The sequence below is a fragment of the Bacilliculturomica massiliensis genome, from assembly GCF_900605495.1.
In the GTDB taxonomy this organism is placed as follows: Bacteria; Bacillota; Clostridia; order Peptostreptococcales; family Anaerovoracaceae; genus Bacilliculturomica; species Bacilliculturomica massiliensis.
Window position 1 is genome coordinate 88,804 of sequence record NZ_LR027598.1, and the last position, 15,498, is coordinate 104,301.

Annotated in this window: 12 protein-coding genes; 10 read left to right on the forward strand and 2 right to left on the reverse strand. The window is 57.2% G+C overall.

Translation table 11 applies throughout. The features are described from left to right. The first annotated feature begins 49 nt into the window (after nucleotides 1–49). The 6 genes from E0E37_RS02145 to E0E37_RS02170 are packed head-to-tail and all read left to right on the forward strand — an operon-like array spanning nucleotide 50 to nucleotide 8,535. On the forward strand, nucleotides 50–562 hold the full coding sequence (locus tag E0E37_RS02145; protein ID WP_130861335.1) for a peptide deformylase: 513 nt from the start codon (nucleotides 50–52) through the stop codon (nucleotides 560–562). Nucleotides 563–584: 22 nt separating this feature from the next. After that, nucleotides 585–1,514 carry an agmatinase gene (gene speB, locus E0E37_RS02150; protein ID WP_130861336.1) on the forward strand — a complete coding sequence of 310 codons (930 nt, stop codon included), beginning with the start codon at nucleotides 585–587 and terminating at the stop codon, nucleotides 1,512–1,514. 58 nt (nucleotides 1,515–1,572) lie between these two features. Then, nucleotides 1,573–2,388, forward strand: a complete 816-nt coding sequence (locus tag E0E37_RS02155; RefSeq protein WP_130861408.1) for a TatD family hydrolase — start codon at nucleotides 1,573–1,575, stop codon at nucleotides 2,386–2,388. 55 nt (nucleotides 2,389–2,443) lie between these two features. Continuing rightward, nucleotides 2,444–5,428, forward strand: coding sequence for a serine hydrolase (locus tag E0E37_RS02160; protein WP_165445160.1), 2,985 nt, complete (start codon nucleotides 2,444–2,446; stop codon nucleotides 5,426–5,428). A 4-nt stretch (nucleotides 5,429–5,432) separates the two neighbouring features. Continuing rightward, nucleotides 5,433–6,986: a phosphohexomutase domain-containing protein gene (locus tag E0E37_RS02165; RefSeq protein ID WP_130861338.1), complete on the forward strand. Its 1,554-nt coding sequence runs from the start codon at nucleotides 5,433–5,435 to the stop codon at nucleotides 6,984–6,986. Nucleotides 6,987–7,026: 40 nt separating this feature from the next. Continuing rightward, entirely contained in the window at nucleotides 7,027–8,535 is a 1,509-nt protein-coding gene (locus E0E37_RS02170; protein ID WP_130861339.1) for a VanZ family protein, read from the forward strand. A gap of 234 nt (nucleotides 8,536–8,769) precedes the next feature. Here E0E37_RS02170 and E0E37_RS02175 read toward each other — a convergent pair whose 3' ends face one another. Next, nucleotides 8,770–10,191, reverse strand: coding sequence for an MATE family efflux transporter (locus E0E37_RS02175; RefSeq protein WP_130861340.1), 1,422 nt, complete (start codon nucleotides 10,189–10,191; stop codon nucleotides 8,770–8,772). A gap of 356 nt (nucleotides 10,192–10,547) precedes the next feature. Between E0E37_RS02175 and E0E37_RS02180 the strand changes: the two genes are divergently transcribed. Then, nucleotides 10,548–12,275 carry a sigma 54-interacting transcriptional regulator gene (locus E0E37_RS02180; protein ID WP_130861341.1) on the forward strand — a complete coding sequence of 576 codons (1,728 nt, stop codon included), beginning with the start codon at nucleotides 10,548–10,550 and terminating at the stop codon, nucleotides 12,273–12,275. Between the two features lie 78 nt (nucleotides 12,276–12,353). On the opposite strand, the gene E0E37_RS18980 is transcribed toward E0E37_RS02180, so the two are convergent. Further along, nucleotides 12,354–12,488 (reverse strand): hypothetical protein, encoded by a 135-nt coding sequence (locus E0E37_RS18980; protein WP_281275509.1) that lies wholly within the window; start codon nucleotides 12,486–12,488, stop codon nucleotides 12,354–12,356. 500 nt (nucleotides 12,489–12,988) lie between these two features. Between E0E37_RS18980 and E0E37_RS02185 the strand changes: the two genes are divergently transcribed. The 3 genes from E0E37_RS02185 to E0E37_RS02195 all read left to right on the forward strand — a co-directional run. Next, nucleotides 12,989–13,894, forward strand: a complete 906-nt coding sequence (locus tag E0E37_RS02185; RefSeq protein ID WP_246019607.1) for a 3-hydroxyacyl-CoA dehydrogenase family protein — start codon at nucleotides 12,989–12,991, stop codon at nucleotides 13,892–13,894. Beyond that, complete coding sequence (locus E0E37_RS02190; protein WP_130861342.1) at nucleotides 13,894–15,072, forward strand: thiolase family protein; 1,179 nt, start codon at nucleotides 13,894–13,896, stop codon at nucleotides 15,070–15,072. The genes E0E37_RS02185 and E0E37_RS02190 overlap by 1 nt, the downstream gene beginning before the upstream one ends. A 49-nt stretch (nucleotides 15,073–15,121) precedes the next feature. Next, nucleotides 15,122–15,498 (forward strand): 4-hydroxyphenylacetate 3-hydroxylase N-terminal domain-containing protein (locus E0E37_RS02195; RefSeq protein WP_281275510.1); only part of this gene is annotated, 377 nt, incomplete at its 3' end.

Below are 15,498 nucleotides of genomic sequence, written 5' to 3' on the forward strand. Positions count from 1 at the left end.
TTGAGCAAGGGGCATCAGGGACGAAGCACATGGAAGTGGAGGAAAAGAGATGATTCGGGAAATATTGCTGTTGGGAGATCCGCGGCTTTACGAGGCCAGCGTCCCGGTCGCGGTGGAAGAACTGGAGACCGCCGGAGGGATCGTGAGGGACCTGCACGATACTATGATGGAATTTCGCAGAGTACACAGAGCGGGGAGAGCCATCGCCGCCCCCCAGATCGGCGTGAGAAAACGGATCTTATATATGAACGTGAGCAAAAGCGCAGAGCAGTCTGAAGGAATTGCGTTTCTCAATCCGGAGTTGATCTTTCCGGACGAGGATATGATGGAGGTGATGGACGATTGCATGTCCTTTCCAGGCCTTTATGTAAAAGTGATGAGACATCGACGGGCGGTCATCCGCTACAGGGATCTGGAATGGAAGGACCGCAGAATGGAGCTCGAAGGCGATCTGTCCGAACTGCTGCAGCACGAGTATGATCATTTGGACGGGATCCTGGCTGTCATGCGGGCCAGGGACGCCAGATCGTTTTATCTGAAACAGACGCTGCCCAGAGAGTAGCGCGTGACGAGAGGAGATCAAAATGCTGAAACGCGACAAATTTGCCCAGAACAGCGAGACGTGGTGCGGTCTGAACAGACCGGATATCACGGAAAAGGAAGCGGACGTGGTGCTGTTTGGGATCCCCTTCGACAAGGGAGTCAGCTACAGGGGCGGAGCGGGACAGGGACCGTCGATCCTCCGTGAGAATACGCTGTGTTCCACGCCGTATACGGAGCGCTTTGAGTGCATGGATTCCCTGAAGGTACACGACAGCGGAGATTTTGTGGGTGAGACGCGGGATGCGCTGTTCAAAGAGATCAGAGAATACACCGGCAGACTGGTGAGAAACGGCATATTCTTTACCATGGTGGGCGGGGATCATTCCGTGACCATCCCTGTTGAAGCCGGGATCAGCGACGGGCTGAAGGAGCAGTTCGGGATCGTCCACATCGACGCGCATTTCGATCTGTGCGATACGCTGGGAGGGGACCGGTTATCCCACGGCTCCACAGAGCGCAGGGCGCTGGAGCTGGCCAACGTGGCAGGTCCGGAAAACCTCTATTTTGTGGGGATCAGATCCATTGAGCCGGACGAATATCAGTTTAAAAAGAAGAACAATATTCAGGTGAAAAGCGCGTGGGACTGCCATCACAACGGAATGGAGTTCGTGGCGGCCGATGTGGTGACTGCCATGAGCAGGTTCGGGAAAGTATACATTACGCTGGATATCGACTGTCTGGATCCGGCTTTCGCCGCAGGCACGGGAACGCCGCAGTTCGGCGGTCTTTACAGCAGGCAGGTGCTGACGCTGCTGGAGATCCTGTTTGAGAAACTGAATATCATCGGCTTCGACGTGGTAGAGGTAGCGCCCCCGCTGGACCCCTCGCTGACTTCCATGTTCGCGGCCCGCAAGATCATTACGGAGTGCTGGGGATTCCACGCGAAAAAACTGGGAAAACTGGAACCGTAGGCGTGGGGCGGGTACGGTACCGGCGCTCCCGCAGGAAAGGAAATATGTAATGGAGAAAATATTGTTTGATTCGCATGCGCATATCAACGAGGAGCGATTTGACGGCTGCCGGGAAGAACTCTGCCGGGAGATCGGGGAGTCGGCGCTGGCGTATGTCATGGATATCGGCTTTGATCTTGAAAGTTCCGTGAGAGCCGTGGAGGACGCGGCAAAGTACGACTTCTGCTATGCGGCGGTGGGCTGCCATCCTCACGATGCGAAGACCATGGACGACGCTGCGCTTATCATGCTTAAGGGGCTGGCGAAGAAGAATAAGGTAAAAGCCATCGGCGAGATCGGACTGGATTATTATTACGACCACTCGGAGCGGGACGTGCAGCAGTACTGGTTCCGCCGTCAGATCCAGCTGGCGCTTCAGCTGAAGATGCCTATCATCATTCACGACAGAGACGCCAATGATGATGTGATGCGTATATTAAAGGAAGAAGGAGTGTTTCATACACAGCGAACGGACTGCTTTCCCAGGCATCCGGACGGCGGACCGGACGCCAGACTGCTGCTGCACTGTTTTTCCGGAAGCAGGGAGCTGGCGAGACAGTACGTGAAACTGGGAGCGACCATATCCATCGCAGGGCCGGTGACTTTTAAAAAGTCCAGAAAGACGGTGGAAGTGGTGGAGGAGACAGAACTTTCCCGTCTGCTGGTGGAGACGGATTCCCCTTATTTAACGCCGGAGCCTTACAGGGGCAGGACAAACAAGCCCGTCTTTGTGGAACACACGGCGCGGAAGGTGGCCGAGATCAAGGGAATATCCTTTGAGGAGGCCGCTGCAGCCACTTGCGAAAATGCCAGGCGTTTTTTCGCCATCGACTGATCCGCGTCAGACGCGGCGGCGATCAGCCGAAAAGAAAAGGAAAAAGGAGATGAGTATGGGTAAAAAAACAGGAAAACGAAGCCCAAAGGCCAGGGTGGCTGCGGCGCTGACCGCGGTGCTCTTGCTGTCACAGGCGTCCCTGACGCAGGCGGCGGCCGCAGAGACGGCCACGGCGGATCCGGCTGATTCGGGAGCCGGCATGATCGAAAGCTTTTTGGGCGCGCCCAAAACGGCGGAGGAAAAAGCCGGGCTGATCGTTTCGCAGTACGGCGCCGTCAGTCTTCAGTATGCAGTGATCGAGGACGGAAAGATCACCACCTCCGGACACAGCGGCGTTTACAGTAAAAGCGAAAACCGGGCGCTGACCTCCGACGTCATGTACGGCATCGGTTCAGTGAGCAAGATGTTTACTACGGTAGTGGTCATGAAGCTGGCCGAGGAAGGGAAAATAGAGCTGGACCGGCCTCTGACAGACTACGTGAAGGAATTTCGCATGGAAGACGAGCGATATCGGGATATAACGGTGCGGATGCTGCTGAATCATTCGTCCGGGCTGATGGGTTCCAGCTATAAAAACGCCTTTCTTTTCGGGGACACGGACGCCTACGCCCACGACACGCTGCTCGAACAGCTGAGGGTGCAGCGTCTGAAAGCGGATCCAGGCGCGTTTTCCACTTATTGCAACGACGGATTTACGCTGGCGGAGATCGCGGCGGAGCGGGTGACGGGCAAGAGTTTCACGGAACTGGTGCGAGAATATATCACCGGTCCGCTTTCCATGGAGTCTACCAAAACGCCTCAGGACAGTTTTGACAGAGATCGCCTGGCAAAGATATATTGGAAAGATTTTGAAAAAGAATTGCCGGAAGACACCGTGGGCATCATAGGAACGGGCGGGATCTATTCGACGGCGGAGGATATGTGCCGTTTTGCGCAGATCTTTATGAGGGGCGACGGGCAGACGGCGCCTGTGAAGATCCTGTCGCCGGTCTCTGTGGAGGCCATGGAGCAGAAGGAATTTGCCAGAGGGATGTGGCCGGATAAGGAAAGCCCGGAAGCGGATGGATTTGGGCTGGGCTGGGACAGCGTAAACGGACAGGCCTTTTCCCAGAGCAGTATACGGGAAGTGACGAAAGGCGGCGATACTTTCTTTTATCACGCCAGCCTGGTGGTCCTGCCGGAAAAGAATATGGCGGCGGCGGTCCTGTCCTCAGGAGGTTCCAGCCTGTACGATCAGCTGCTGGCGGAAACCCTTCTGCAGGAACGACTGGAAGCTGCGGGAGAGGCGAGCGGCGCGGCGGCCGGCGGATCAGCCGGCGGTGCAGCGCAGAGGTCATCTGACGAAGAGAAAACGTCAGAATCGCCGCAGGAGACGGCCGGAGAACCCACCGACGGCGCGGAACAGGGATCTGAAAGCCTGCCTGCCGCCATGCCGGCAGAACTACTGGAGAACCAGGGGTTTTATGGAACCCGCGGCGGGGTGATGAACGTGCGGATATCCGGGGACGGCGCCCTTTCCATCACTGTGCCGGGAAATGAAGAGTATGAGGAAAAGTACACCTACGCGGCGGGAAGCGCCGGGACCGGAGAGGGCGCTTATTTTACCGACGCTCACCATCTGGTCCAGATCTCTTTTGTGAAAGAGAGCAACGGAGAGGTCTATATCAAGGTGGAAGGCCCGTCCATCTTTCCGGGGCTGGGAGTGGTGAATTCTGCCGCTTACACGGCGCAGAAGCTGCCGGAGAGGGAGGCGGACAAGAAAGCTGCTGCCGCCTGGGAGAAGAGAAACGGCAAGCGATATTATGTGGCCGACGAGAAATACACCTCGTCCATCTATCTGACCGCGGCGCCGTTATATGAGTTTCAGACAGTGGAGGAACTGCCGGGGTACGTGCTGAGCATGGCCGTCGGCGGACCGGACGACATCCGCGCCGCGGTGCAGATACCAGGCAGCGCCGGGCGGGATCTGGGAGATTATCACGTCGAGACGGTAAACGGCGTCGAGTATATCAGCGGCTTTGGCGGCGTGGCAGTGGGCGAAGAGGCGCTGCTGCCGGTGGACGGCGAAAGCCCGGACGCCGAAGACGGCGTGGAGACCGGGTCCGAAGCTGCGGCGTCAGCGCCTGCATCCACACCTGCGTCTGCATCCACACCTGCGCCGGCGTCAGCATCAAAACCGGAGGACGGCCTTCGGACCTATGAGATCGGAGAGAAGGGTTATTCTGTCTGGCTCAGCGCCGGTCAGGCTGCCGGCCGGTCCGTGACTGTGACTCTGCCGGAAAGAGGTGCGTTTTTCGTCTATGACGGCGACGGCGTGTGCGTGGCTTCCTCGGTGGTATCGGACAGCGGCACGGCGGTTCTGCCGGAGGACGGCACAGTGTGCCTTGCCGGCGATCCGGGACAGAAGTTTACGGTGGAGCTTTCGCCTTACGACGATGTGACGCCGGATGACTGGTACGGTCAGGCGGTGCTTCAGATGAAGAAAAAAGGGCTGATGGCGGGAACAGCCGCGCATCATTTCAGCCCAGAGGAGACCATGACCCGGGCGATGATGGTGACCCTGCTGCACAAGCTGAACGTCTCGGAGCCTGAGAAATACGGGATCAGGGCGGAACGTCCCGCGCTGTTTGCCGACGTGGACGAAGGACAGTGGTACGCTGAGGCGGCTGCCTGGGCGGGCGGCGCCGGCATCGTCAGCGGCGTGGAGACAAAGGAGCAGGGAGAAGCGCTGTTTGGACCGGAGGAGCCTGTGACCCGGGAACAGCTGGCGCTGATGCTCTGCCGTTATACGGAGAAACTGGGGATGGAGACGCCCTCGGAGGGCATGGCGATCCGGGAGTTCGAGGATGGGGACCAGATCTCGTCCTGGGCGCAGGAGGCGCTGCGCTGGGCGGTGGAATCAGGACTTCTCAGCGGTAAGCCGGCGGCAGACGGCGGAATGCTGCTGGACCCCCAGGGCGAAGCGACACGGGCGGAGACGGCCGTGATCATAGATAAGTGGCTGAAGATGACGGAGGATACCGGGAGAGGAGCGGAATAGCAGGATGGCGGAGATTGATTTTAAGAAGCTGCAGAACGGCAGCGATATACGAGGCGTAGCGCTTGAAGGCGTGGCTGGAGAGAGACCGAATCTGACGGCGGCGGAGGCGGAAAAGCTGGCGGCGGGTTTCGTGCTCTGGCTCAGTGAGAAAACGGGAAAAAAGGCGGATGAATTGAAGGTCTCCATCGGGAGGGATCCCCGGCTGTCCGGCGAAGCGCTGCTGGCCGGCGCTGTCAATGGAATGCTGCCATGGGGAACGGGGGTGTATGACTGCGGTCTGGCCTCCACGCCGGCCATGTTCATGTCCACCGTATTTCCTCAGTACGCCTGTGACGGCGCGGTGATGATCACGGCCAGCCATCTGCCGTTCAACCGAAACGGTTTTAAATTCTTCGACCGGGACGGCGGGCTGAACAAAGGCGATATCGCGGCGATCCTGGCCTTCGCGGAGGCGGGAAGGACGCCGGAGAAGGCGGTACGGGAGGGGACGCTGGAGCCCTCGGCGCTGATGGAGGATTACTCCGCGTTTCTGCGGGATAAAATAAAGGACGGCGTGGCTCAGGCAGCGGGAGCCGGCGGAGCGGCGGACAGAGAAAAGCCCCTTGCCGGCCTGAAGATCACGGTGGACGCGGGAAATGGGGCCGGCGGGTTTTACGCGGAGAAAGTGCTGGCGCCTCTGGGAGCCGATGTGAGCGGAAGCCAGTTTCTGGAGCCGGACGGCCGTTTTCCCAATCACGCTCCAAACCCGGAGGATAGAGCTGCGATCCACGCCGTGTCGGAAGCCGTCAGGAAAAACGGATCTGATTTCGGTCTGATCTTCGACACCGATGTGGACCGATCTTCCGCTGTGGATCAATACGGCAGGGAGATCAACCGCAACGGGATCGTGGCCATGGCTGCGGCGCTGGTGGCGGAAGAGCACCCTGGGACCACCGTCGTGACGGACAGCATCACCAGCGATCAGCTGACAGAGTTTTTGGAAGTGGATCTGGGACTGCGCCACCGCAGATTCAAGCGGGGCTATAAAAACGTGATCAACGAGGCGATCCGCCTGAACGCAGAGGGAACAGACTGCCAGCTGGCCATCGAGACCTCTGGCCATGCGGCCCTGGCGGAGAACTATTTTCTGGACGACGGGGCGTATCTTGCAACGAAGATCGTGATCAAAGCAGCAAAACTGGCGCTGGAGGGCAAAAAGCTGGACAGCGTTATCGCAGGTCTGACTGAGCCGGCGGAGGCTGTGGAGGTGCGTTTTCCCATTCTGGCGGAGAATTTCGGCGCTTACGGCGACCGCGTGCTGGAGGATCTGATGCGCTTTGTGAAAGAGGGGGGAGCTCAGGCAGGCATGACTCCTGTTGAGCCCAACTATGAGGGAGTGCGCATCTCTTTCGACAAAGCCCACGGGGACGGGTGGTGCCTGCTGCGCAAATCCCTGCACGATCCGATCATGCCGCTGAACATAGAGTCCAACGAACCGGGGGGATGCGGAAAGATCGCCGACGTGCTGCGCGGTTTTCTCGCCGCATATGGGGAACTGGATACGTCGAAACTGTGCTGAACCCGGCAGCATCCGCGCCGGTAGATAGAGGGAGAGGAATATGAGATTTGACGAAGTCGCCGGGATGCTGAGGGAGCATTTTATGCTGGCGCTGGCGGGAACGCTTTTGCTGGCATGCTGTTTCCTGGCCGGGTATTTCATCGTGTACAGAAAATGGATGAAGGGCCGTCGGGAGCTGACCGCGGGCAGAGCGCTGCTGTGGTTTTTGTTTGCAGGATATCTGCTCATGGTGCTGGGGCTGACCCTGTTTTCAAGAGGCAGATATTCGGCGGGCGGAACAAATCTGCATCTGTTCAGTTCCTGGCGGGAGGCCTGGAATTCAGGCCGTCTCACTGCCTGGCAGTTCCTGACCTTCAACATTTTGATGTTCGTGCCCATGGGCGTCTTTTTGCCGCTGTGCATCCGGAAGCTTCGGAAGCCCGCGGCGGCTGTGGGGGTATCGTTCCTGTTTTCTCTGTTGATCGAGAGCGTTCAGTTGGTCACCGGCTGGGGCATTTTTGAGCTGGACGATCTGTTCAACAATACGCTGGGCGCCGTCCTGGGCTGCAGTCTGGTCATGGCGGTAATGGCCGCAGTGGAAAAGCCTCCGCGGCGGAGTATGACGGCGCTGTATCTTCTTCCACTGGTGCTCACCGCAGGTCTGTTCGGCGGTCTGGCGCTGAAATATACCTGGGCGGAATACGGTAATCTGGACACGTACAGTTATCGGCAGAATATGACGGGGGTCGAAGTTTCCGTCACAGGCGAATACTCTGGGGAGACAGAAAGGGCGGAAGTTTACCGGGTGCGGGTCATGGAGCGGGAGGAAGCGCTGACTTTCGCACAGGACTTTTATGAAAGACTTGGGGCGGACCGTTCTATCGTAACGGAGGACACCGCGTACAATGACAACGCCGTCTACAAAGCGTCAGGACCTGACGGGGAAGGCCCCTGGCTGCTCTGGCTGTATTTTATGGGCGGCCGCTACAGCTTTACTGACTTTGGGGCGGCCTACGGCGATGAGGGAGATCCGGAGAGCGCGGAGACTGTGGGGGCGACCGAGGAACAGGCCCGGGCCGCGCTCTCCGCTCTGGGCGTCGAGATCCCCGCTTCCGCGGCATTTTCCGCTCAGGAGGACGCCTACATTTTTGACGTGGAGACAGTGGAGGGCGGGGGCCGCATGTTGCGCGGCCAGGTGACCTGCCGGCTGGTGAGAACGCCTGCGGCTGCAGGAGACAGCGTCGGCGCAGCCGCCTCTGCCGCCGCTGCCGGCACAGATGGGGAAGCCGCTGCGCCGGTCTACCGTCCGTCCCGGGTGGAAAACAATCTGATCACCTATGAGCCCTACAAGTCGGAGACTGTGATCAGCAGGCAGGACGCCTGCGACGAGGTGCTCTCCGGCAGGTTTTCCATGCCGCTTTCAGAGAAACTGAGGTCTCTGTCCATCGGCGATGTGCGTCTGGATCATCAGCTGGATACCAAGGGCTTTTACCAGCCGGTCTATCTGTTTGACGCAAAGATCAACGACACGGAGGGGTGCGAGATCATGGTACCGGCGCTGGCAAAATAGGTGAAGACCAGCACGGGAAATCACGCGGCGGCATACGGGAGCATAAAAGTATGCAAAATACGCAGAAGGCTTCCCTGGCTGCACGCGGACGGCCCGCAGCGGCGCGTATGAAAAAGCAGAAACGAACAGACAATTTAAAAGGAGTCCTGGGGGCGCAGCGAACATGTTCGCCGCGCCCCAGGGCTCCTTTTTTATGCGTATGAGAGTGTGGCCGCAGATCGTATCTGCTGGTGATCAGGCGCAGTCTTCCGCTCCCGGGGCTTCGTCTGTGCGCAGGGTCTTACGCGAATAGCGGACAAAGAGCGTGACCGTGACGATGACGGCGATGAAATCCGTCACCGGCTCCGCTAAAAAGACCGCCAGCACGCGGTTTTCCATGAACAGCGGAAAAATAAAGATCAGCGGGATCAGCAGGATCACCTTCCGCAGAAGCGCCAGGAAGGTAGAGGTCCTGGCATTGCCCAGCGCAATGAAAGTCTGCTGGCAGGCGATCTGAGCGCCGAACATGAAGGAGGTGCCCATGTATACCCGCAGGGCCCAGTTGATCATATCGATGAGCTGGGGATCCGCCGTGAAGATGTTGGCGAAGCCGCGGGGAAAGGCCATACACAGCAGCCACAGGGCCGTTGAGTAGATGAGGCAGTATTTCAGCAGCAGGCGGAAGGCTTCTTTTACCCGGTGCAGATTTTTCGCGCCGAAATTGTAGCTGATGATGGGCTGCGCGCCCTGAGTCAGCCCCGTGAGAGGCAGCATGGCAAACTGCATGACGCTGGACAGCACGGTCATGGTGCCCACGGCCAGATCGCCTCCGAAGCGCAGCAGCGAGGAGTTAAAGCACAGGATGATAATGCTCTCCGTGAACTGCATCACGAAAGGCGCTACCCCCAGACTGACCACGGGCAGCAGCACAGAAGGACGCAGAGCAAAATGTTTTCTGCGAAGCCGCAGCAAACTCTTTTTGCTGCACAGGAAGCGTATGACCCACAGGGCGGAGACCGCCTGGGAAAGTATGGTGGCCAAAGCGGCGCCTTTTACTCCCATGTCGAACAGGAAGATAAAAATAGGGTCAAGCACGATGTTCAGCCCGGCTCCGATGACGATGGTGAGCATACTGGTCTTGGCAAAGCCCTGGGTGGTGATGAAGGCGTTCATGCCCAGCGTCAGCTGCACGAATATCGTTCCGCACAGGTAGATCGTCAGATATGACGAGGCGTAGCCGATGGTGTTTTCGCTGGCGCCGAAAAGGTACAGCAGAGGTTCCTGCGCGGCGAAGATCCCAGCGGACAGGACCACGGAAAGGCAGACCAGCAGCGCGGAGCACCCGCCCATGATCTCCTCCGCGTCTCCGTGGTTCTGCTGGCCCATTTTGATGGCCGCTCTCGGCGCGCCGCCCATGCTGACCAGAGCGGCGAAGGCGGAAATGATCATGATGATGGGGAATGTGACGCCTACGCCGGTAAGCGCCGTTCCGCCCACCTCGGGGATGTGTCCGATGTACATGCGGTCCACCATGTTATACAGCGCGTTGATGATCTGCGCTGTGATAGAAGGGACAGCCAGCTTCACCAATAGTTTTTTTACGTTTTCCGTCCGCAGGGCCTCGTCAGAACCTGAGACACTGTCTTTTTTCGATCTCACCAGATCTGTCAAATCCATTCACCTTACTTTCTTTTGCGTACGTCTGGGGAAAAGCCGGTTTGCCACGGGGATCCCGCCTGATGGGAAGCGGCGGAACGACGGCCGGACCGGGGAACTCTGTCCTGAAGATCTCCGGCGCCGCGGCGCCGGCCGGCCTTCTCTGTTCCGCGGCCCGTACAGCTTTTCAAGTATAAAGAATGCGAACCGAAATCAACGGTTCACATTATGCGCATAAATTATAGTTTATTCGGAATGCGGTATTTTGTCAACCCGTGAGAAGTGAGTGGGAGTGAGTGGGCGCAGCGAGTGGACAAAACAGAGGAGCGCCGTTATAATGAAACTAATAACGGTGATAATGATGGCGGTGATAATTAATGACGGGCAGAGGCATAATCAATTATAAACAGACGATCGAGAATTCGCCCAGCGGTTTCATCTATGCGGACAGAGATCTGATCATCACGCACGCGAACGCCAAAGCGGCGGAATTTTCGGTGCTGCACAGGACAAAGCTGGCGGGGGAGCCGCTGGAGAAGGCCTTTCCGCAGCTGAGCGTGCTCCGGGAATCGCCCGATGCGCAGGCGATCCGGAAGGTCCGGTTTGGCGATCGGGATCTGCTGGTGCGGATGTTTTCTGTAGATTCGCCCGTAAAGCCGGAGGAGACAGGCTTTGTCATCGTGCTCCACGATTTTTACGACGAGTTCCTTCTGGCCGCTGAGCTGGCGCAGACCAGCGGCGCGCTGGAAGAACTGAAGGATATCGTGGATAATTTTTTTGACGGGATCCTGGTCACGGACGGGGATGGGAACGTGCTGCTGTTCAATCAGGCGTACCTGAAAAATACGGGGATCGACAGCGGTCTTCTGGTGGGCCACAATATAAAGGAACTGATCAACCCAGTGTGGATGAAGACCTCTATCACGGTACTGGTGGCGGAGCAGCGCCGTTCCGTGTCCATGCATCATACGACACAGAACAACAAGAATCTCATCGTGACCGGCACGCCGATCTTCGGCAAGGACGGCGGCATCAAGCGGATCATCGTCACCTGCCGGGATATGTCGGAAATCTACAGTCTGCGGGAAGAACTGCTGAAGGCGAAGGAGATGGAGCGGCGCTATTTTCAGGATATGGCTCACAGCGCCGACAAGTCCGAGGGCGGCGGGAAACTGGTGATCGTCAATGAAAAAATGCAGCAGATCTACAGCCTTGCCAAGAGGCTGGGCAACTTTACCACCACCGTGCTCATTTCAGGGGAATCCGGCGTGGGAAAAGAAGAGGTCGCCCGTTATATCCACGAAAACAGCCTGAGAAAAAACAGGAAATTCGTGGCCGTGAACTGTGGGGCGATCCCGGAGAATCTGCTGGAGACAGAGCTTTTCGGCTACGTGGAAGGAGCGTTTACAGGCACCGTAAAAGGTGGAAAAGCGGGACTTTTCGAGATCGCAGACGGCGGGACGCTGTTTCTGGACGAGATCGGAGAAATGCCGTTGAGCCTGCAGGTCAAGCTGCTGCGGGCCCTGGAGACCCGGTCCATCACCCGGGTCGGGGCTGTGGAAAGCATTCCGGTGGATATCCGCATCGTGGCGGCGTCCAACAAAAATCTTTTTCAGAAGATAGAAGAAGGAGCGTTCCGCGACGACTTGTATTATCGTTTGAACGTCGTAAACATCGAGATCCCGCCGCTCAGAGAGCGTGTGGAAGACATCGGACCGCTGGCTCTGCGTTTCATGCACCGCTTCAACAAGCAGTATAACCCGGACGGCCGGGAAAAGAAACTGACACTGGAAGTGATCGAGGAGCTGGAGCATTACGGCTGGCCGGGAAATATCCGGGAGCTGAAAAATGTGATCGAAAATGTGACCGTGATCAGCAACAATGAATATATCCAGGTAGACGATCTGCCGTGGGCGAAGAACGAACCGGACGTGGGCAGATCGGCAGACAAGCTGCCCACCATGCAGGAAGTCACGGAGGCGGCGGAAAAACGGCTGCTGCGCCAGGCAAGAGAAAAGCTTGGATCCTCGCGAAAGATCGCAGAGGCTTTGGGGGTCGATCAGTCCACTGTAGTGCGCAAGCTGAAAAAGTATGGGTTGTCCTGAAATCGTTTTGCAAGTAAAAAATAAAAGGCCCTCAGACAATTACGTCTGAGGGCCTCTTGCGTCTGCTGATTTATGCGTCTACTTTGTTTTTTCGTAAGCCACCAGAATGATCTCTTTGTTGGCGTGGTCGGAAAGCTCCGCTTCCATGCAGCACAGCGCCTTTTCACAGTCATCGCTTATGTGGGCCGGGCAAATCGAGGGATCTTTGCTCATTGATAATGCTCCTTTCAGTTTGACTCATTTCTGTTACAAAAATAGTATCTGCCTCAGCAATGAAAATATCAGGTGTAATGAATGGGAAAAACGAACGCCGCAAAGTGATGCATTTGCGCATATATGCGTATGACGGTGATGCATCAAAGCATCATTTCGCTGCTATTGATTTCATATATTGAAACTTAAGTTGTTCTTTTTTGTGAGTACAACTGATAAATACAGAAAATTTAGGTGCGTAAATACACTTAAATTGATGGGTTTTTCCGCGGATGCGCAAAAAAATGATGAATGAAACGGGATATTCCGATTATTGGCACGGTTTATGCTTTGATAAAAAGATAATAATCAGAGACGCCGTCAGTTTCCACTGCTGACGATGGCAACGGCGGCGCTGTAAAGGACTTTTTCCGGAAACCGGCGGCCGGCGGCGGAGACCGGAGGAACCACGCACTGCGCGGGGACGGGCGGCGGGGTCAGAGAAACAGAAAAGCCGGCGAATGAAAACAGAGGAAAGGCGGGAAAGTGAAATGGAGATCAAGCGTGTGGCCGTGCTGGGCGCAGGGCTGATGGGAAACCAGATCGCAATGCAGGCAGCCATCTGGGGATATGACGTGATCTGTTACGATATAAGCGAAAGAATGGTGGAGAAGGCGGGCGCGTTTTCGGATAATTGGTTTGCGGGGCGTGTGGCCAAGGAAAAGATGACGGCGGAGACCGCGGCGGAAATACAGGGACGTCTGCTGTTTACACCGGATATAAAAAAGGCTGCGGCGGACGCGGATCTGGTGATCGAGGCGGTGTCCGACGTGGTGGAGATCAAGAAGAAGGCTCTGGCGGCTTTTGATGAGCTGACGCCGGAGCGTACCATCTATGCCAGCAACAGCTCTTATATCGTCAGTTCCCGGTTCTGCGATGCGGTGAAGGACACCTCAAAGGTCCTGAACATGCATTTCTTCAACCCGGCTCTTGTCATGAAGGTGGTGGAGGTGGTCAAAGGCCCGCACACCTCCCAGGAGACGGTAGAGACCGCTTACGGGTTTGTAAAAAGCATCGGAAAGACGCCTGTACTGGTCAATAAAGAGATCTATGGATTCGTGGTAAATCGGATCTTCAGCGCCATGACCAAAGAGGCCTGCTATCTGGTGGATTCAGGCGTGGCGTCTATCGAGGATATCGACACGGCGGTGAAGGGCGGACTGGGACATAAGATGGGACCGCTGGAGCTGTTGGACATGACCGGAATCGACCTGGAGTACAACGTTTTCATGGAAAAGTTCAGAAACAGCGGCGACCCGGCGGACAGGCCGGCCGTCTGCCTGACGGAGCGGTATGCCAAGGGCGAATACGGAAGAAAAAGTGGAAAAGGCTTTTATACATATGAGAACAACGGAGGAGAGAAGTGATGAGAAATGTGGTTATCGTCTCGGGATGCAGAACCCCCATCGGAACGATCGGCGGCCAGTTCAGGACGCTGACGCCGTCAGAACTGACCATTCCGGTCATGCAGGAGCTCGTCAGGCGGGCGGGGATCGACCCGGTGCTCATCGAAGACGTGATCTGGGGCTGCAACTATCAGCGGACATATAAGGAAAACAATCTGGCCAGAGTGGCCGCTGTAAAGGCGGGACTGCCCACCAGCGTTCCCGGCATCACGATCCACAGAAACTGTACATCCTCCATGTCCTCCATCCAGCTGGGCTTTTACCAGATCCGGGCGGGAGAAGCGGACTGCATCATGGCAGGCGGAGCGGACAGCATGAGTACCGCGCCGCATATGATGTTCGACGGCAGGTACGGGAAAAAATTCGGTCACAGCGAACTGAGAGATTCCATGTGGGATTCCCTGACCAATCTGGGCGTGGGACCGGCCATGGGCGTCACGGCGGAAAACGTGGCGGAGCGGTACGGCGTGAGCCGGGCAGAGCAGGACGAATACGCCCTCTGCTCGCAGAAACGGGCTGTGGCCGCTCAGGACGGCGGAAAATTTGAAGAAGAGATCATCCCCATCACAGTGCACGGCCGCAAGGGAGATCAGATATATACCTCTGACGAATACCCAAAGAGAGACGCCACGCTGGAGGGACTGGCCAGACTGAAGGCCACCTTCAAGGAAAACGGCACAGTCACTGCGGGCAACGCTTCTGGAATGAACGACGCCGCTTCCGGAGTGATCCTCATGGAGGAGGAGAAGGCTAAGGAGCTGGGCGTTCCCATATTGGCCCGGGTGCTCTCCACTGCCACCACCGGCGTGGATCCCGAGATCATGGGGATCGGTCCTGTCAGCGCCAGCAGAAAAGCGCTGGAGAAAGCCGGACTCACCGTTGCCGATATTGATCTCTGGGAGATCAACGAGGCATTCGCGGCTCAGTGTCTGGCCTGTCAGAAGGAGCTGGGCATACCGCTGGAGCGGCTCAACGTCAACGGAGGCGGCATCTCGCTGGGGCACCCGGTGGGAGCCACGGGCAGCAGGATCGTCATCACATTGCTGTATGAAATGCGCCGCAGAGGCCAGAAATACGGACTGGCCACGCTCTGCGCGGGCGGCGGCATGGGAACGGCCGTAATCATAGAAGTGCTGTAACGATAAGAGGCGCGCGTGTCGAGAGCTGCCGCCTGAAAGGAGAAGCGCCATGACCTTAATGACAGGAGAACAATACATAGAAAGTCTGAGAAAGCTGAATACGAGAGTGTACATGTTCGGTGAGAAGGTGGACGATTGGGTGGATCATCCCATGATCCGTCCCTCCATCAACTGTATCGCCATGACCTACGAACTGGCTCACGATCCCCGCTACGAGGACCTGATGACCGTCACCTCCAACCTGACGGGAAAGAAGATCAACCGCTTCGGCCATCTCCACCAGAGCACCGAAGACCTGAAGAATAAAGTCAAGATGCAGAGACTGCTGGGACAGAAGACCGCTTCCTGCTTCCAGAGATGCGTGGGCATGGACGCCTTCAACGCCGTCTTCTCCACCACCTTTGAGACCGATGAGAAATGCGGCAC